The 16,242-nt window shown below is 67.3% G+C and carries 19 protein-coding genes and 1 tRNA gene; 14 read left to right on the top strand and 6 right to left on the bottom strand.

All coding sequences use genetic code 11. The annotated features are described in order from the left end of the window. Window position 1: 1 nt before the first annotated feature. The 3 genes from nth (at window position 2) to KBY77_RS13585 (ending at window position 3,233) form a co-directional block, all read left to right on the top strand. Window positions 2-649, top strand: coding sequence for an endonuclease III (gene nth, locus KBY77_RS13595; protein ID WP_255105459.1), 648 nt, complete (start codon window positions 2-4; stop codon window positions 647-649). A 34-nt stretch (window positions 650-683) separates the two neighbouring features. After that, window positions 684-986 carry a 30S ribosomal protein S14 gene (rpsN, locus tag KBY77_RS13590; RefSeq protein ID WP_255093988.1) on the top strand — a complete coding sequence of 101 codons (303 nt, stop codon included), beginning with the start codon at window positions 684-686 and terminating at the stop codon, window positions 984-986. A 123-nt stretch (window positions 987-1,109) separates the two neighbouring features. After that, a complete protein-coding gene (locus KBY77_RS13585) occupies window positions 1,110-3,233 on the top strand; it encodes a polyribonucleotide nucleotidyltransferase (protein WP_255105457.1) in 2,124 nt (707 codons plus the stop codon). 125 nt (window positions 3,234-3,358) lie between these two features. On the opposite strand, the gene KBY77_RS13580 is transcribed toward KBY77_RS13585, so the two are convergent. The 3 genes from KBY77_RS13580 to KBY77_RS13570 all read right to left on the bottom strand — a co-directional run bounded on the left by KBY77_RS13580 (window position 3,359) and on the right by KBY77_RS13570 (window position 5,689). After that, window positions 3,359-4,090: a calcium-binding protein gene (locus tag KBY77_RS13580; protein ID WP_255105455.1), complete on the bottom strand. Its 732-nt coding sequence runs from the start codon at window positions 4,088-4,090 to the stop codon at window positions 3,359-3,361. Between the two features lie 70 nt (window positions 4,091-4,160). Then, window positions 4,161-4,649, bottom strand: coding sequence for a hypothetical protein (locus KBY77_RS13575; protein WP_255105453.1), 489 nt, complete (start codon window positions 4,647-4,649; stop codon window positions 4,161-4,163). A gap of 101 nt (window positions 4,650-4,750) precedes the next feature. Continuing rightward, window positions 4,751-5,689: a 3'(2'),5'-bisphosphate nucleotidase CysQ gene (locus KBY77_RS13570; RefSeq protein ID WP_255105451.1), complete on the bottom strand. Its 939-nt coding sequence runs from the start codon at window positions 5,687-5,689 to the stop codon at window positions 4,751-4,753. On the opposite strand from KBY77_RS13570, the gene rsmI reads away from it, so the two are divergent. Both rsmI and KBY77_RS13560 read left to right on the top strand, forming a co-directional pair. Next, complete coding sequence (gene rsmI / locus KBY77_RS13565) at window positions 5,688-6,572, top strand: 16S rRNA (cytidine(1402)-2'-O)-methyltransferase (RefSeq protein WP_255105449.1); 885 nt, start codon at window positions 5,688-5,690, stop codon at window positions 6,570-6,572. The two genes, KBY77_RS13570 and rsmI, sit on opposite strands and share 2 nt — an antisense overlap. 84 nt (window positions 6,573-6,656) lie before the next feature. Beyond that, window positions 6,657-6,899, top strand: a complete 243-nt coding sequence (locus tag KBY77_RS13560; protein WP_255105592.1) for a hypothetical protein — start codon at window positions 6,657-6,659, stop codon at window positions 6,897-6,899. Here KBY77_RS13560 and KBY77_RS13555 read toward each other — a convergent pair. Continuing rightward, window positions 6,878-7,768 (bottom strand): hypothetical protein, encoded by an 891-nt coding sequence (locus KBY77_RS13555; protein WP_255105447.1) that lies wholly within the window; start codon window positions 7,766-7,768, stop codon window positions 6,878-6,880. The genes KBY77_RS13560 and KBY77_RS13555 overlap by 22 nt on opposite strands. Window positions 7,769-7,808: 40 nt before the next feature. Here KBY77_RS13555 and KBY77_RS13550 point away from each other — a divergent pair. Both KBY77_RS13550 and KBY77_RS13545 read left to right on the top strand, forming a co-directional pair. Next, window positions 7,809-7,882 (top strand) — tRNA-Arg (locus KBY77_RS13550). Window positions 7,883-8,025: 143 nt separating this feature from the next. Then, window positions 8,026-8,514, top strand: a complete 489-nt coding sequence (locus tag KBY77_RS13545; protein ID WP_255105445.1) for a cupin domain-containing protein — start codon at window positions 8,026-8,028, stop codon at window positions 8,512-8,514. Here the strand turns inward: KBY77_RS13545 and KBY77_RS13540 are convergent. Continuing rightward, a complete protein-coding gene (locus KBY77_RS13540) occupies window positions 8,429-9,307 on the bottom strand; it encodes an acyl-CoA desaturase (RefSeq protein WP_255105444.1) in 879 nt (292 codons plus the stop codon). The genes KBY77_RS13545 and KBY77_RS13540 overlap by 86 nt on opposite strands. A 28-nt stretch (window positions 9,308-9,335) precedes the next feature. Further along, complete coding sequence (locus tag KBY77_RS13535; RefSeq protein ID WP_255105442.1) at window positions 9,336-10,109, bottom strand: Coq4 family protein; 774 nt, start codon at window positions 10,107-10,109, stop codon at window positions 9,336-9,338. 259 nt (window positions 10,110-10,368) lie between these two features. Between KBY77_RS13535 and KBY77_RS13530 the strand changes: the two genes are divergently transcribed. Genes KBY77_RS13530 through hypA form a run of 7 tightly spaced genes read left to right on the top strand, consistent with a single transcriptional unit; the run spans window position 10,369 to window position 16,178 of the window. Next, complete coding sequence (locus tag KBY77_RS13530; RefSeq protein ID WP_255105440.1) at window positions 10,369-10,917, top strand: NAD(P)H-dependent oxidoreductase subunit E; 549 nt, start codon at window positions 10,369-10,371, stop codon at window positions 10,915-10,917. After that, window positions 10,914-12,536 carry a NuoF family protein gene (locus tag KBY77_RS13525; protein WP_255105438.1) on the top strand — a complete coding sequence of 541 codons (1,623 nt, stop codon included), beginning with the start codon at window positions 10,914-10,916 and terminating at the stop codon, window positions 12,534-12,536. The genes KBY77_RS13530 and KBY77_RS13525 overlap by 4 nt, the downstream gene beginning before the upstream one ends. Further along, window positions 12,533-13,252 carry a bidirectional hydrogenase complex protein HoxU gene (hoxU, locus tag KBY77_RS13520; protein ID WP_255105435.1) on the top strand — a complete coding sequence of 240 codons (720 nt, stop codon included), beginning with the start codon at window positions 12,533-12,535 and terminating at the stop codon, window positions 13,250-13,252. Before KBY77_RS13525 ends, hoxU begins: the two co-directional genes overlap by 4 nt. After that, window positions 13,249-13,866: an oxidoreductase gene (locus tag KBY77_RS13515; RefSeq protein WP_255105433.1), complete on the top strand. Its 618-nt coding sequence runs from the start codon at window positions 13,249-13,251 to the stop codon at window positions 13,864-13,866. The genes hoxU and KBY77_RS13515 overlap by 4 nt, the downstream gene beginning before the upstream one ends. Window positions 13,867-13,895: 29 nt before the next feature. Continuing rightward, complete coding sequence (locus KBY77_RS13510) at window positions 13,896-15,335, top strand: Ni/Fe hydrogenase subunit alpha (RefSeq protein WP_255105581.1); 1,440 nt, start codon at window positions 13,896-13,898, stop codon at window positions 15,333-15,335. Between the two features lie 11 nt (window positions 15,336-15,346). Next, window positions 15,347-15,820, top strand: a complete 474-nt coding sequence (locus KBY77_RS13505) for a hydrogenase maturation protease (protein ID WP_255105431.1) — start codon at window positions 15,347-15,349, stop codon at window positions 15,818-15,820. Between the two features lie 10 nt (window positions 15,821-15,830). Further along, entirely contained in the window at window positions 15,831-16,178 is a 348-nt protein-coding gene (hypA, locus tag KBY77_RS13500) for a hydrogenase maturation nickel metallochaperone HypA (protein WP_255105429.1), read from the top strand. The last annotated feature ends 64 nt before the right edge of the window (window positions 16,179-16,242 follow it).

Genomic DNA, 16,242 nt, shown 5'->3' with positions numbered 1-16,242 from the left:
GGTGCCCCGGTTTGCCACAGCCCGCCAGCGGACTCCCCTGATCCTGGAGCGCCTGGCGCTCCACTACCCCCACGCCACCTGCTCCCTCAACTGGCGCACCCCCTGGGAGCTGCTGGTGGCCACCATGCTCTCGGCCCAGTGCACCGACGAGCGGGTCAACCTGGTCACCCCGGCCCTGTTCGAGCGCTTCCCCGATGCCGCCGCCGCCGCCGCGGTCAGCTCCAGCGAGGTGGAGCCCTACGTGAAGTCCACCGGCTTCTTCCGCAACAAGGCGAAGAACATTGTTTCTGCCTCACAGCTGTTGATCGAGCGCCATGGCGGCGCGGTGCCGGCCTCGATGGAGGAGCTGCTGGAGCTGCCGGGGGTGGCGCGCAAGACGGCCAACGTGGTGCTGGCCCATGCCTTCGGCATCAACGCCGGCGTCACGGTCGACACCCATGTGCGGCGGCTGAGCAACCGGCTCGGGCTCACCCGCCAGAGCGATCCGCGCCGGATCGAGCCCGACCTGATGAAGCTCGTGCCCCAGCCGGAATGGGAGAACTTCTCGATCCGGCTGATCTTCCATGGCCGCGCCGTCTGCAACGCCCGCAAGCCCCTGTGCGCGGGCTGCCCCCTCGCCGATCTCTGCCCCAGCCATCCCACGCGCTAAGCTTCCTCCTCACCGAAAGAAGTGCAGCAGCCGCATGGCGAAGAAGTCGATGATCGCGCGGGATGTGAAGCGCAAAAAAATCGTGGCTCGCTTCGCCGACAAGCGCGCGGCCCTCAAGGCTGCCTTCGAAGCGGCTGCCGATCCGATGCAGCGCCTGGAAATCCACCGCAAGATCCAGAATCTGCCCCGCAACAGCGCCCCCACCCGCGTGCGCAACCGCTGCTGGGCCACCGGTAAGCCCCGCGGCGTCTACCGCGATTTCGGTCTTTGCCGCAACCAGCTGCGCGAGCGCGCCCACAAGGGTCTGCTGCCCGGTGTCACCAAATCGAGCTGGTAAGCCCGCCTGGCTTCTGCCTGCATGAGGGCGAGGGTGGCCAGGCGCCACCCTTTTTTGTGCATTCAGGCCCCCGCAGGCCCGAATGCGAGAATGGAGAGTGATAAAAAACGGACATAAGACGAAGTGCCAGGACAGATTCAGACGATCTCCTTCGACGGTCGGGAGATCAAGCTGACCACAGGCTTGTATGCCCCCCAGGCCGGGGGTTCGGTATTGATCGAATGCGGGGACACCGCCGTGCTGGTCACGGCAACCCGCGCCAAGGGCCGCGAAGGGATCGACTTCCTCCCCCTCACCTGTGACTACGAAGAGCGCCTCTACGCCGCCGGCCGCATCCCCGGCAGCTTCTTCCGCCGTGAAGGCCGCCCCCCCGAGCGGGCCATCCTCACCACCCGCCTGATCGATCGCCCCCTGCGGCCCCTGTTCCCCTCCTGGTTGCGCGACGACCTGCAGGTGGTGGCCACCTGTCTGTCGCTGGATGAACGGGTGCCGCCCGATGTGCTGGCGGTCACCGGCGCCTCGATCGCCACCCTGCTGGCGAAGATCCCCTTCAGCGGCCCGATGGCCGCCGTGCGCGTCGGCCTGCTCGGCGACGACTTCGTGCTCAACCCCAGCTACCGCGAGATCGAGCGCAGCGAGCTGGATCTGGTGGTGGCCGGCACCCCGTCCGGTGTGGTGATGGTGGAAGCGGGCGCCAACCAGCTGCCCGAACAGGACGTGATCGAGGCGATCGACTTCGGCTACGAAGCCGTGGGTGAACTGATCAAGGCCCAGCAGACTCTGCTTGCTGAGCTGGGCATCGAGCAGGTGTTCCCCGAAGCCCCTGAGCAGGACCCCGCCCTGCCGACATTCCTGGAGCAGGAATGCGGCGCCGGCATCGGTGAAGTGCTCAAGCAGTTCTCCCTCACCAAGGCCGAGCGCGACAGCCAGCTCGATGCCATCAAGGCAGAGGTGGCCGGCAAGATCGCCAGCCTCTCCGAAGACGACCCCATTCGTGTGGCCGCCGCCGGCAAGGCCCTGGGCAACACCTACAAGGGCATCACCAAGAAGCTGATGCGCGCCCAGATCCTCACCGAGGGCAAGCGGGTCGATGGCCGCAACCTCGATGAGGTGCGCCCGATCAGCGCCGCCGTGGGTGTGCTGCCCAAGCGGGTGCATGGCTCGGGCCTGTTCCAGCGCGGGCTCACCCAGGTGCTCTCCACCGCCACCCTCGGCACCCCCAGCGATGCCCAGGAGATGGACGATCTCAACCCCATGGGTGAGAAGACCTACCTGCACCACTACAACTTCCCCCCCTACTCCGTCGGTGAAACCCGGCCGATGCGCTCCCCCGGCCGCCGCGAGGTGGGCCACGGCGCCCTCGCTGAGCGGGCGATCGTGCCCGTGCTTCCCCCCAAGGAATCCTTCCCCTACGTGCTGCGGGTCGTCTCTGAGTGCCTCAGCTCCAACGGCTCCACCTCGATGGGCTCGGTCTGCGGCAGCACCCTGGCCCTGATGGATGCCGGCGTTCCCCTCAAGGCCCCCGTGAGCGGCGCCGCCATGGGCCTGATCAAGGAGGGCGATGAGGTGCGCATCCTCACCGACATCCAGGGCATCGAGGATTTCCTCGGTGACATGGACTTCAAGGTGGCCGGCACCGAGAAGGGCATCACCGCCCTGCAGATGGACATGAAGATCAGCGGTCTGGCGGTGAGCACCATCGCTGAGGCCGTCAACCAGGCCCGCCCGGCCCGGCTGCACATCCTCGAGAAGATGCTCGAGGCGATCGGCAAACCCCGTGATGTGCTCTCCCCCCATGCCCCCCGCCTGCTCAGCTTCCGCATCGACCCGGAACTGATCGGCACCGTGATCGGCCCCGGCGGCCGCACGATCAAGGGCATCACCGAGCGCACCAACACCAAGATCGACATCGAGGACGGCGGCATCGTCACGATCGCCAGCCACGACGGCGCCGCCGCCGAGGAAGCCCAGCGGATCATCGAGGGTCTCACCCGTCGCGTCAGCGAAGGGGAGATGTTCAACGGCTCCGTCACCCGGATCATCCCGATCGGTGCCTTCGTCGAGATCCTCCCCGGCAAGGAGGGCATGATCCACATCTCCCAGCTATCCGAAGCCCGGGTGGAGAAGGTGGAAGATGTGATCAAGGTGGGCGATGCCGTGACCGTGCGGGTGCGCGAAATCGACAACCGCGGCCGCATCAACCTCACCCTGCGGGGCGTGGCCCAGGAAACGGTGCCGGTGGCCTGATCGCCCCCTGCTGATCGGCAAATCCCCTCAGCTGGGGGGATTCAGGAAAGGCTCTGACTGGCCGGTCCTGAATCCCCCCAGGGAATCCACTTCAGCCAGCCATGGCAGGGAAGAGAATTGCCTGCTCAGAACTGCAGGTTGTTCCCAACCGTCAGGATCTGAAGAGTGGGGTCAAAGGCGGGATCTCCCAGCTCCCTCTCAATATTGGGATCCCATACATATACGTCAGCTCCGATGATTGTGGTCACACCGATCTCAGGACCAAGCTGACGAAACCCTTCAGCATCCAGCAGTGGGCGACCTTCTGAATCCGTGAGAATTTCAAAGCGGCGGAGCTCCACACCGTTGGAAACCTGCGTGTAAGTGATCACGTTGTCGTAGGGACCAACGTTAAAAATCAGCACCTTATCGCCTTCAGCGGCATTGAAATCCTCGATGCGATCATTGCCGCGAGAGAGGGCAAAGCGATCAGCGCCGGGGCCACCGAAAAGGCGATCATCGCCGAGGTTGCCATTGAGGAAATCATCGCCATTGTCGCCGTAGAGCCAGTCGTCGCCCTGACCTCCGGCAAGCGAATCGAAGCCGGCCCCACCACGCAGGGTGTCGTTGCCGGCGTTGCCCCGCAGCACATCATCCAGCTGACGGCCCAGCAACAGGTCGTCGCCCGCCAGGCCTCGGATCGTGTCCATGCCCTCGCTCCCGGTGAGGGTGTCGTTGCCCTCGGTGCCGGTGATCTCCTGCCCCACCAGAAAATTCTCACTCAGCGCTGGATCAACAAACGCCGGCTGGCCCAGCTCGGCCAGAAACTGGTTGAGGATCTGCTGGGCCTGCAGAACCTCGAGGGCAGGATCCAGCATGGGCGCGCTCAGTGTTCCAGAAGGCTAGCGAGCGGCCAACGGGGGTTCAATCCCAGCCTCCCGGCCCAGGTCATCGGGCAGAAGCCAGCAGGCCAGCACAGGCTGTCGGCTCCGCCTGATCAAAACCCTCTTGCAGGCTCATCTGGCCGGATGAACGCTGCAGACAGCCAACCATGGTTTTGCCCGCAAAGTCCCTGGAAGGCAGGCCCACCGCCTTAAGCCGGTAGCTATGCGGACTGGTTTCGAGGGTATAGGCAAACGGTCCCGCAGAGGGGTTGTCAATGGAGACTCCACCCTGAACCTGGGCCATCTGCAACTGCTGGCGAATCGCGGTGCGCAGCGTCAGTTCAGTGAGGCGATCCCGGAACAGGCTGGAGATATGCAAGCAAGCAACAAGAACAAGCGTCAATCCAAGGCCATAAAGCATGACGCCTTGAACGAAACCGACATCGGCAGATTCATCGACGTGAGAACGTCCCCTGGCGCAGTGGGCAACGCTGGAGTGGTAACTGGGTGGTGGCGAATGGGCGAGGTGAAACAGAAACGCGTGACAGGCCATGGAAAGCCCTCAGTCATTGATCAAACCGTAATCACCTGCTTGTCAACAGGTGGTCTTCCCTGCTACCAGCAAGCTTGCTGATAGTCATTCTCAGGCTAGCTTCACACCACAAAGCCCGGATCGATCCGCGCCATGGCGGCAGCAGCCCGCTCGCACAGCTCCGCATGGGACAGGCCATGGCTGGCGATCAGGCAGCCCGCCTGCAGTCCGTCGCCGTTGTTGTACCGGAGGGGGCGGCCATCGGCATGGCTGAACGCACCACCTGCCGCCCGCAGCACCGCCTCCGGCGCCGCCATGTCCCAGTCCTTGGGAGCGCTGCGGCCCGAGAGCGAGAGGTAGAGGTCGGTTTCACCGCGCAGGATCGTGGCCACCTTGCAGCCCACGCTGCCCACCGCCAGCGAGGAGCCCAGGTCCAGGGCCTGCACCAGCTGCTCCAGCCGCTGGTCGCGGTGGTTGCGGCTGGCCACCAGCACCAGCTCAGCCGGTTCGCGGCGTTCGCTCAGCTGGGGCGCAAAGCGCTCACCGGCCGGATTCTCCCGCCAGGCTCCCCCGATCAGATCCTCAGCCGCCGCCCCCACCAGACCGAACCAGAGCTCCTCCTTCTCGGGCAGCAGCACCACGCCGAGCACCGGCTGGCGTTGGTGCACCAGCGCCAGATGCACCGCATACTCACCGGTGCCCTGCAGGAAATCCCTGGTGCCGTCCAGCGGGTCAAGGATCCAGAGCCAGTCGGCCTCCAGGGGCACCCCAGCGCTGAGCTGCTCCTTGGCGGTCTCCTCACTCAGCAGGGTCCAGGGGGCGTCTGGGAAGGCCTGGGCGAGACCCTCGAGCAGGTGCCGGTTCACCGCCAGATCGGCCGCCGTCACCGGCCCCTCGCCACCCTCATCCACGCTCAGCGCCGCTCCGTAGCCGAAGGGGGGCTGTTCGCCGCGCGCGTAGGCCCTAAGAATCGCCGCCGACTCCCAGCAGAGGCGCCGCAACAGCGCCAGCAGCTCCTCCAGATCGAGGCCGGCGGGCAGGCAGCAGGGGGCAGCCATCATGGATACGGCCAGGGTCGGACAGAGCCGCATTGTGGAGCAAGCCAGCGAGCCCGCAGCCGGGGTGCTGTACCTGGTGGGAACACCGATCGGCAACCTCGGCGATCTCTCCCCCCGGGCCCGGCGGGTGCTGGAGGGGGTCGACCGGATCGCCTGCGAAGACACGCGCCACAGCGGCCAGCTGCTGGCCGGCCTGGGTATCCGCAGCCGCCTGCTCAGCTTTCACCAGCACAACCAGACCGCCCGTATCCCCGAGCTGCTCGCAGACCTGGCTGCAGGGGAAAGCCTGGCGGTGATCAGCGATGCGGGTCTGCCGGGCATCTCCGATCCAGGCGAAGCCCTGGTGGCGGCCGCCCGCGCCGCCGGCCATCCGGTGATCTGCGTGCCTGGCCCCTGCGCCGTGACCACGGCCCTGGTGAGCAGCGGCCTTCCCAGCGGCCGCTTCTGCTTCGAGGGATTCCTGCCGGCCAAGGCCGGCCTGCGCCGCCAGCGGCTGCAGGAGCTGGCGGCTGAGCAGCGCACCCTGGTGTTCTTCGAGGCACCCCACCGGCTGATCGAGCTGCTCGACGACCTGCTCACCACCCTGGGTGACAGGCCATTGCAGGTGGCGCGGGAGCTGACCAAACGCCATGAGCAGCAGATCGGACCCAGCGTCAGCGCCGCCCTGGAGCACTTCCGGCGGGTGCCGCCCCGGGGCGAATGCACCCTGGTGCTGGGCGGCGCGGCACCGGAGCAACCACCCCTGCTCAGCGACGCCGAGCTGACCCAGGAGTTGCGCGAGAAGGTGGCCGCAGGCCTGAGCGCCAGTGATGCGGCTCGCCAGCTCGCGGCTGAAACCGGCCTCTCCCGCCGCAGCCTCTACGCCCTGTTGCACCAGCCGGAGTGAAAACGGGCGTTCAGGCCTGCTCTGGCCCTGAGCTGGATGGGTCATGCTGAAGGCCGAGCTGCCCCACTCCCCTCCGCCCTGGCCATGCTGCTGCGCCTGCGCCTGTTGCTCACCAGCCTCGGTGGCGGATTGCTGCTGCTGGTGATCCTCTGCCTCGGCGCCCAGAACCTGGAGGAGCGCCCCAGCCTGCGGCTGGGCATCGGGCGCAGCGCCCCCCTGCCCAGCGGCTTCCTGGTGGGGCTGGCCCTGGCGGCTGGGGTGATCAGCGGCGGCAGCGCCACCGCCCTGCTGCTGCCGCGCAGGGATCAGCCGCCGGGGAGGGCGTAGAGCGCCCCTTCCAGCACCACCCGGGTGATGCCCTGCCCCACCAGGTAGGTGGCCGTGCGCTGAATCACCTGGCTGTCGGGCATCTTGATCACCCGCTGGGTACGGCCGCACTGACGCTTGGCCTGGCGCGGATTGGCGAACACCACCAGGGCCTGGCGCGCCTGTTCGTCGTCGGGGAGGGCGCCGAGCTCGGGGAAATCACTGAGCGGGCGAGCCTGCAGCTCCACCGTCTTGTCCACCAGCATGTACAGGCTGGTGGGCAGGGGAGCGTTCTCCAGCGGCTGGCAGACCACCGCCGAACCCTGCTGCAGCCCCGAACCGAGGTTGGCGCCCGCCATCACCGGCACCATCGTGAACACATTGCCTTCCGCGTCGGTGTCATCACCGTCGTCGTCGCCGTCGCTCTCGCCGTCGTCGCCCTCGGCATCGTCGCCGAAATCATCAGCGTCATCGATCGCCAGCACACTGGGGCCGGAGCCGTCCTCGTCGGTGTCGGGCTCGATCTCCACCAGATCGAAGTCGGCGTCGGCCTCGAACAGTTCGGCCGCTGGCAATTCTGCCTCGGGCGGTTTGGCCTCGGACAGCTCGACCTCTGAAAGTTCTGGTTCAGAAAGATCGGCCTCTTGCAGATCGGCGGCTGCAGGCGCCAGGGGCAGTGGCATCTCCTGCTGATCCAGCAGCTCCGCGGGGCGGCCGCGCTCTTTTTTGAGCTGCTCGTAGAGCTCGGGGGTGAAGGCACCCTTCACCACCCGGGTCACGGTGTTGGGGCTGCAGCCGAAGCTGTCGGCCAGGGCCGCACCGGACTCACCAGCCCGCCACCGCTGCACCAGCTCCTGTTTCTGGGCGTCACTGAGCCGGGAGGCCGCCATTGAGCTAATTGCGCAGCAGCCCAATCTAGGCTGATGCAGTGGGCCGTTAGCTCAGCTGGATAGAGCATGCGACTTCTAATCGCACGGTCGCTGGTTCGAATCCAGCACGGCCCGTTCACCCACCCACCGGCGCCTGGCGCTCCAGAGGCCACACCAGCATTCCCTGACTGGATTCCATTTCGGTAGCAGCAACGCCGAACTTGCCGGCGATCTGTCAACAATCTTGATAAATCCATTGAATTCGAGAGGCCCGCCCCATGGCCCTCACACGACGCGTCGAACTGGTGCCGCTGGAGCGCACTTCCTCAGGCAATGCCCTCTTCAGCCAGGCCCAGCCCAGCGACGAGACCCTGATCGCCGATCTGGCACCGCATCAGCCCGTCTCGCTCTTCTGCCACCGCCGCCAGACCGATCAGCTGATCCTCCTGCGCGGTTCGCTTGAGCTGGTGGTGCTGGAGGACGGCCGGCTCGTGCGCATTCCCCTGCGGGAAGACGAACCCCTGCTGGTACGCATCCCCCCGGGCGTTCCCCACGGGGCAGTCAACAGCAGCCGCCACTACGCCACGGTGGTGAATGCCGTGCTGCGTCACGGCCCGCCCGACCCGCGCGACTACCGGCCGCGGCCCCTGCCCCACAGCCTGCGGGGCCAGTGGCAGCAGCTCATGGGCGTGCCCGCGCCAGCAGATCCTCCGCAGCCGGCAGGCGCAGCCGATCCGCCCAGCCCAGGCGCTCGAGGCCGCGGATGAAAACGTAGGTGGGATCAGGCAGCTGCCTGATGCGGCCGCCTCGCACCCCGTAGCCCTGCCGCACCGACCACTGGCAGGCGTGATGCAGGTTGTGCCAGCCCTCACCGAGGGTGATCAGTGCCACCCAGCCGTTGTTGCGGCTCATGTCGTTGGTGATGAACGGCCGCTCCCCGGCCAGGTGGGCCAGAGAATTCACCGTGGCCACCCCGTGGAAGAGCACGGTGGTGCTCAGGAAGAAGGCCGCCAGCCACTCCAGTCCGCCCAGGGCGTAGGACAACCCGCCCAGGGCCAGCAGCGGCACGAAATGCAGGCGATCGATCAGCCTGAGCACCGGATCGGCCTCAACGTCGGCGGGCAACCGCTCCGGGAAGAACGTGGGCGCCAGCAGCCAGCCCACCTGCGAGCGCCAGAATCCACCGAGGCCCGCCTGGGGCTTCAGGGGCGAATGGGGATCGAGGTCGGTGTCCACATGGCGATGGTGGGCCAGGTGATGGGCCTTCCACCAGCTCGGTCCCATCTGCCCCGCCGAGGCCCCCACAAGGGAACCGATCCAGTGCACCGGCCTGGGCGCCCGGTAGCTGCCATGGGTGATCAGGCGGTGATAGATCGCGGTGGTGGCCAGCATCCGGATCAGGTAAAGCGCCAGCGCCCAGGCCGCGGCCGCCAGGCTCAGCCCGGTGACCAGCAGCAGCAGGCAACCGAGGTGCGACACCACGATGAAGACCGGGCCCAGTGCATAGAGAAAGCGAGTACGACCGCTGTTCAGGGGGAACTTCTGTAAAGAGAAGTTCACGTTAGGCGCTGGCCCCGGTTACGGAGACTCAGGCTGCCAGAGCCGCGGCCACCGCCGGGTTGCTGTACCAGCTGCGCACACCCTCACGCACCGGGATCAGGCCCAGCTCGGCGCGCAGCTCCTCGAGGTCCTGCCCCATGCGCTCCTCCCAGATCACCGGGAAGAGCCGCTGGGCAGCGGCACCGGTATCGAGGCCATCCACGATCAGCCGCAGAATGGCCCTGGCCGTGCGTGCCTGGTCCTCAACGGTGCTCAGTTCGGCGGCGGGGGTGCTGCCCATCAGCCAGCTGAGCATCAGCGACACCAGATCGGTGAAGCCCAGACCGGGATGGTTGAACTGGCCCACGCTGATGCTGATCACACCGATCTCCCCGTAGTTGTCGAGGCTGTAGCCGCTGAGGATGTGGTGGAGATCGTGCGTGGCGAACACCCGGTAATTGATGTAGTCGGCTTCGGTCTCCAGGTTGTTGTAGAAGGCTGGTTCAGGGAAGAAGTTGATGTCGTAGCCGTGGGCGTTGAGCACCGTGGCGTAGGTGTGTCCGAGCGTGCCCTTGGGCAAGGCGGCCAGGGCCTCCACGTCGTAGGGGCCGCAGAGCCGGCGTTCCTTGATCAGGGCGGCGGAGGCCGGGTCCTTCTGCAGGATCCGGGTGCACAGCTTCATAGGGTTCGACTCCCGCAACCGATGGGACAGCAGAAACACATTCCCCGCGTCCTTGCCGCCCCCCACCGCCAGGTCGACGAGTTCGAGAAAGTCCTGCAGGTTGTGCTGGGCGGCGATCGAGTTGAGGTAGCGGAAACCCATGGCGTGTGGCGCAATGTGGAGCGTTGAAGCTTTGGAGCAGGCTGGCGGTCGTGGCGAGCCCTTCTGACCTGGAGATGACGGCCTGATCTGGCCTGTCAGCCGCGATCCTGATCGATCCGGTCGCCCATACCGGTGCTGTGGTTCCAGCCGGTAGCGCGAACGGCATCAGGCCGATGTCAGCAATCCCCCGCACGCCCCCCCAGCTGAATGCCTGCGGCCGAAACCGTGGCTAACAAATGGTTGGAGTGCGGAAAAGCGCATGACCGCAACCAGCCCCGCCCGACCCGCCGCATCCAAGCCATCTCTTTCGGCCGAGGAGATCGCCAGCCGCAAGATTGCCCAGGTCATCCGCCGGCATGGGGCCCAGCCCGATGCCCTGATCGAGGTGCTCCACCAGGTCCAGGAGATCCATGGCTATCTCCCGAAACAGGCTCTTGATCAGGTGGCCCGCCAGCTGCGGATGCCCCTGAGCCGGGTCTACGGAGTGGCCAGCTTCTATCACCTCTTCACGCTGGAGCCCCCCACCCCCCACCGTTGCGCCGTCTGCCTGGGCACAGCCTGTTTCGTCAAAGGGGGGGCCGACGTCGCTGCCCGCCTCGAGCAACGGCTCGGGGTGAAGCTCGATGACCCGGCCGGCAACGGCATCTGGGCCGTCCAGCACGTGAGCTGCCTTGGTGCCTGCGGCCAGGCGCCGGTGCTGGTTGTCGACGGTGTGCTGGTCACGAAGCTGCCGATCGATCAGCCCGAGGCCCTCGATGCCGTTCTCGAGAGCACGGGCATGCCGGCAGCAGGAGCGGTGCCCGCATGAGCAGCTCTGGCTCAACCACCCCTGCCCGTCAGCTGCGCTGCTGCGGGGCCAGCGGCTGCCGCAGCGCCGGCAGCGAGGAGCTGCAGGCCGCTCTGGAAGCGGCCCGGGATGCCGCAGGCCACACGGCCCAGGAGCTTGCGATCAAACCGGTGGGCTGCCTGCGGCTGTGCGGCAGGGGGCCCCTGGTGGCCTGCGACGGCCCCGGCGGCACCACCCTCTATGGCGCCGTTCCACCCACCGAGGCGGGCGCCCTGATCGAGGCCGCCCGCAACGACGACCACGGCAGCGGCGACAACGGCAACGACATCCTTCAGGCCAGCCGGCTTGACGCCCAGCTGCCCTTCTTCGCCCTGCAATCGTCCGTGGTGCTGGAAGGCTGCGGCCAGGTGGATCCCGAGTCGATCGACGATGCGATCGCCTTCGGGACCTACAGCCAGCTGCGCCGCTGCCTGCATGAACTCACCCCGGAGGAGGTTCGTGAGCAGGTGAAGCTCAGCGGTCTGCGCGGACGGGGAGGCGGGGGCTACCCCACGGGCCTGAAGTGGGACACGGTGGCCCTGCAGCCGCCCGGTCCCCGCTACGTGGTCTGCAACGCAGACGAAGGCGATCCCGGTGCCTTCATGGACCGCAGTGTGCTCGAGAGCGACCCTCACCGGCTGCTGGAGGGTCTCGCCATCGCGGCCTATGCCGTCGGTGCCGACCGGGGCTACGTCTATGTCCGCGCCGAATACCCCCTGGCGGTCGAGCGGCTGCGCAAGGCCCTGCAGCAGGCCCGGCGCGCCGGGCTGCTCGGCAACGGCATCGACGGCACCTCCTTCGCTCTCACGATCGAGGTGCGTGTCGGGGCGGGCGCCTACGTCTGCGGCGAAGAAACCGCCCTGCTGCAGTCGATCCAGGGGCAGCGAGGCATGCCCAGGCCCCGCCCCCCCTACCCAGCCCAGTCCGGGCTGTGGGGCGCGCCCACCCTGATCAACAACGTCGAGACGATCGCGGCCGTGCCGGTGATCCTGCGCGAAGGCGGCGACTGGTATGCCGCGATGGGGACGGCCGGCAGCAAGGGCACCAAGGTGTTCGCGCTCTCCGGCGCCGTGACCAACACCGGTCTGGTGGAGGTGCCGATGGGGACCACCCTGCGCAGCGTCGTGGAGGTGATCGGCGGCGGCGTCCCCGACGGCACACCGATCAAGGCCGTCCAGACCGGCGGCCCCTCCGGAGGCTGCATCCCCGCCGAGCTGCTCGATACACCCGTCGACTACGAAAGCCTGATGGAACTGGGTTCGATGATGGGCTCGGGCGGCATGGTGGTGATGGGAGAAACCACCTCGATGCCGGAAGTGGCGCGCCACTTCATGCGCTTCAGCGTCAACGAAAGCTGCGGCAAGTGCGTGCCGTGCCGTGCCGGCACCGTGCAGCTCGCCCAGTTGCTCGACAGATTCGTCGAGCGGCGCGCCAGCCCCGCCGACATGGCGAAGCTCGATGCGCTGTGCCGCATGGTGAAGGCCACCAGCCTCTGCGGCCTCGGCCAGTCAGCTCCCAACCCGGTGCTCAGCACCCTCCGCTACTTCCGCCACGAATACGAAGCGGCCTGCCGTCAGCCCGCCCTGTGTGAGCAGCCATGAGCGTCATCACTCTCAGCGTGAACGGCAAGGAGGTCGCCATCCCGGAGGGTGCCAGCCTGCTGGAAGCCACCCGAGCCGCCGGGGTGGAGATTCCCCTGCTCTGCCACCTCGACGGGCTCGAACCGGTGGGGGCCTGCCGGCTGTGTCTGGTGGAGGTGGAGGGAAGCAACCGGCTCATGCCCGCCTGCACCACCGCCGCCAGCGAGGGGATGGCGATCCATACCCACACCCACCAGCTGCTCGACTACCGCCGCATGGCCGTGGAGCTGTTCTTCGCGGAAGGCAACCACGTCTGCGCCTTCTGCGTGGCCAACGGCAACTGTGAACTGCAGAACGTGGCCGTGCAGGTGGGCATGGACCACTCCCGCTTCCCTTATCAATACCCCCAACGCGTCGTGGACGCCTCCCATCCCCTCTTCGCCATCGACCACAACCGCTGCATCCTCTGTACCCGCTGCGTGCGGGTCTGCGATGAGATCGAAGGGGCGCACGTCTGGGACGTGGGCAGCCGCGGCAGCCATTGCCACATCGTGGCCGGGCTGGATCAGCCCTGGGGAGAGGTGGAGGCCTGCACCAACTGCGGCAAGTGTGTCGACGTCTGTCCCACCGGGGCCATCTTCCACAAGGAAGACACCACCGCCGAGAAGCTGCGCCACAGCGACCGCCCCGCCCTGCTCAAGGCCGCCCGCGACGAGCACGTCTGGAGAAACCAATGACCAGCCCCGACCAATCGGCGCCTGAGCCATCCGCCGCAGGGCTCCCGGATCGACCCAAGCTGCGGCTGGCCACGGTCTGGCTGGCGGGCTGCTCGGGCTGCCACATGTCTTTTCTGGATCTCGACGAATTTCTCTTCGATCTGGCCGCTGTGGCCGATGTGGTGTTTTCACCCGTGGGGATCGACACCAAGACCTACCCCGAGAACGTCGATGTGTGCCTGGTGGAGGGCGCGGTAGCCAACGTGGACAATCTCGAGCTGGCCCGCATCGTGCGCCAGCGCACGCGGCTGGTGATCTCGTTCGGTGACTGCGCCGTCACCGCGAACGTGCCGGGTCTGCGCAACCTCTGGGCCAGCGCCGATGGCAGCAGTCAGCAGGCAGTGCTGGAGCGGGGCTACCTCGAACTGGCTGACACCGGAGCCCAGCTCCCCTTCGCCCCCGGCATCGTGCCCGAGCTGCTGCCACGGGTGCTGCCCCTGCATGAGGTGATCGCCGTCGACCTGTTCCTGCCCGGTTGCCCACCCTCGGCCCAGCGGATCAAGGAGGCGATCGCCCCGCTGCTGGCCGGAGAACGGCCGGTGATGGAAGGGGCCGAGATGATCCGATTCGGCTGATGGAGTCCCGTCCCCCCGCTGCTGCCGCCATGACCCGCACCGTCGTCATCGATCCGGTCACCCGCATCGAAGGGCACGCCAAGATCACCCTCCACCTCGATGCCGCCGGCCACCTGATCGACACCCGCTTCCACGTGGTGGAATATCGCGGCTTCGAGAAGTTCTGCGAGGGCCGCCCGTTCACCGAGATGGCGGGCATCACCGCCCGCATCTGCGGCATCTGCCCGGTGAGCCACCTGCTCTGCGCCGCCAAGACCGGCGACAAGCTCCTGGCGGTGCAGATCCCCCCGGCCGCCGACAAGCTGCGGCGCCTGCTCAACCTGGCCCAGCTCACCCAGAGCCACGCCCTTTCCTTCTTCCACCTCAGCAGCCCCGACTTCCTGCTGGGCTGGGAGAGCGATCCGGCGAAGCGCAATGTCTTCGGGCTGATGGCGGCCGATCCCGATCTGGCCCGGGCCGGCATCCGCCTGCGGCAGTTCGGCCAGCAGATCCTGGAACTGCTCGGCGGTCGCAAGATCCACTCCGCCTGGGCGGTCCCCGGCGGCGTGCGCACGCCCCTCAGTGTCGAAGCGAAGGACTGGATCCTGGATCGCCTCCCCGAAGCGAAGGCCACCATCACCCTGGCGCTCGATCTCTACAAGACCCTCCTGGATGGCCCGCTGCGGAAGGAGCAGCGGGTGTTCGGTGATTTCCCCAGCCTGTTCATGGGTCTGGTGACCCCGGATGGCAGGTGGGAACACATCGATGGGATGCTGCGCTTCCGCGCCCCCGACGGCACGATCGTGGCGGATGGCCTCAGCGAGGACGACTACGCCTCCTTCCTCGGGGAAGCGGTGGAACCCTGGAGCTACCTCAAGTTCCCCTACTACAAACCCCTGGGATACCCGGATGGGATCTACCGGGTGGGCCCCCTGGCCCGGCTCAATGTCTGCGATTCAATCGGCACCCCCTGGGCCGACCGGGAACTCGAGGAGTTGCGCGACCGCAGCGGCCGGGTGGCCACCAGCTCCTTCGCGTATCACCATGCCCGGTTGGTGGAGATCGTGGCCTGCCTCGAAGCGATCGAGCAGCTGGTGAATGATCCGGAGTGCAGAAACGGCCGGGTCCGCTCCCGCGCCAGCCTCAACCGCAACGAGGCGGTGGGGGTGAGTGAGGCGCCGCGCGGCACCCTCTTTCACCACTACCAGGTGAATGACGACGGCCTGCTGACCCGGGTCAACCTGATCATTGCCACCGGCCAGAACAATCTGGCGATGAACAAGACCGTCCACCAGATCGCCAGGGAGTACATCCCTGATCCGGTGCCGGCCGGCACCGAGATTCCCGAGGCGATGCTCAATCGGGTCGAGGCGGGCATCCGCTGCTTCGACCCCTGCCTCTCCTGCTCAACCCATGCGGCGGGGCAGATGCCCCTGCACCTGCAGCTCCTGGCAGCCGACGGGCAGATCCTGGCCGAACGCCGGCGTTGAGCAGGCCGGCGTTGGGCAGGCTGGTGATCGGCATCGGCAACCCCCTCCGCGGCGACGATGGGGTGGGCTGGCATCTGGCCGGAACACTGGCTGATCGTTCCGATCGGACTGATCCTTCCGATCTGACCGCCCTGATGGTGCATCAGCTCACACCGGAGCTGGCCGCCGATCTGGTCGACCGCAGCGGGGTGCTGTTCATCGATGCCTGGCTGGCTGCCGCGGCGGATCCAGCGGGAGCGGCCCGACCGCAGCTGCGCCCGGTGCCCTCCGCAGCGACGGGGCCTGGCAGCGGCAGCCATCACCTGGAGCCGGGGGCCCTGGTGGCGCTGGCCGACCTCCTGTTCGACAGCCGCCCCGCAGCCACGATCCTGCTGGTGCCGGCCTTCGCGTTCCCCCATGGACCGGCGATGAGCCCGTCCCAGCGTGCCCTGCTGCCCGAGGCCCGGCGCCTGCTCCACACCTGGCTCGACCACTCCCTTGCATGAACTGAGCCTGATGGAAGCGGTCCGTGATCTCGCTCTCGAGCGGGCAGGGGAGCATCACGCCCGCCGCATCAGCACGATCACCCTGCGGATCGGCAGCCTGGCGGGCGTGGAGCCGGACGCGCTGCGCTTCGCCTTCGACGTGGTGATGGCGGGAACCCTGGGCGAGGGGGCCGCCCTGGTGATCGAATCGATTCAGGCCCAAGCCTTCTGCGCCGTCTGCCACCAGACGTTCCCGGCCCATGACGGGGTCTGCGAATGTCCGGACTGTGGCGCGATCAGTCGGGAGCTGGTTCAGGGGCGGGAGCTGCAGCTCGCCTCGCTGGATCTCGACTGCGGCGACGATCCGCAGCTGCCTTGAGGTGTCGATGACATTCCCTCCGCGCATGGCAGCTCCTGCATGCGCTGCCTAGCGTCTGATCGGG

It is taken from the genome of Synechococcus sp. Cruz-7E5, assembly GCF_024345995.1.
In the GTDB taxonomy this organism is placed as follows: Bacteria; Cyanobacteriota; Cyanobacteriia; order PCC-6307; family Cyanobiaceae; genus Regnicoccus_A.
Note: the sequence above shows the minus strand (reverse complement) of the source record. Positions and strands in the feature narration are given on the sequence as shown.

Excerpts from the sequence above, each read along its gene's own strand:
- rpsN (WP_255093988.1), top strand. The coding sequence starts at position 684 with ATGGCGAAGAAGTCGATGATCGCGCGGGATGTGAAGCGCAAAAAAATC.
- KBY77_RS13580 (WP_255105455.1), bottom strand. The coding sequence starts at position 4,090 with ATGCTGGATCCTGCCCTCGAGGTTCTGCAGGCCCAGCAGATCCTCAAC.
- KBY77_RS13575 (WP_255105453.1), bottom strand. The coding sequence starts at position 4,649 with ATGGCCTGTCACGCGTTTCTGTTTCACCTCGCCCATTCGCCACCACCC.
- rsmI (WP_255105449.1), top strand. The coding sequence starts at position 5,688 with ATGGATACGGCCAGGGTCGGACAGAGCCGCATTGTGGAGCAAGCCAGC.
- KBY77_RS13570 (WP_255105451.1), bottom strand. The coding sequence starts at position 5,689 with ATGATGGCTGCCCCCTGCTGCCTGCCCGCCGGCCTCGATCTGGAGGAG.
- KBY77_RS13560 (WP_255105592.1), top strand. The coding sequence starts at position 6,657 with ATGCTGCTGCGCCTGCGCCTGTTGCTCACCAGCCTCGGTGGCGGATTG.
- KBY77_RS13555 (WP_255105447.1), bottom strand. The coding sequence starts at position 7,768 with ATGGCGGCCTCCCGGCTCAGTGACGCCCAGAAACAGGAGCTGGTGCAG.
- KBY77_RS13545 (WP_255105445.1), top strand. The coding sequence starts at position 8,026 with ATGGCCCTCACACGACGCGTCGAACTGGTGCCGCTGGAGCGCACTTCC.
- KBY77_RS13535 (WP_255105442.1), bottom strand. The coding sequence starts at position 10,109 with ATGGGTTTCCGCTACCTCAACTCGATCGCCGCCCAGCACAACCTGCAG.
- KBY77_RS13530 (WP_255105440.1), top strand. The coding sequence starts at position 10,369 with ATGACCGCAACCAGCCCCGCCCGACCCGCCGCATCCAAGCCATCTCTT.
- KBY77_RS13525 (WP_255105438.1), top strand. The coding sequence starts at position 10,914 with ATGAGCAGCTCTGGCTCAACCACCCCTGCCCGTCAGCTGCGCTGCTGC.
- hoxU (WP_255105435.1), top strand. The coding sequence starts at position 12,533 with ATGAGCGTCATCACTCTCAGCGTGAACGGCAAGGAGGTCGCCATCCCG.
- KBY77_RS13515 (WP_255105433.1), top strand. The coding sequence starts at position 13,249 with ATGACCAGCCCCGACCAATCGGCGCCTGAGCCATCCGCCGCAGGGCTC.
- KBY77_RS13510 (WP_255105581.1), top strand. The coding sequence starts at position 13,896 with ATGACCCGCACCGTCGTCATCGATCCGGTCACCCGCATCGAAGGGCAC.
- hypA (WP_255105429.1), top strand. The coding sequence starts at position 15,831 with ATGGAAGCGGTCCGTGATCTCGCTCTCGAGCGGGCAGGGGAGCATCAC.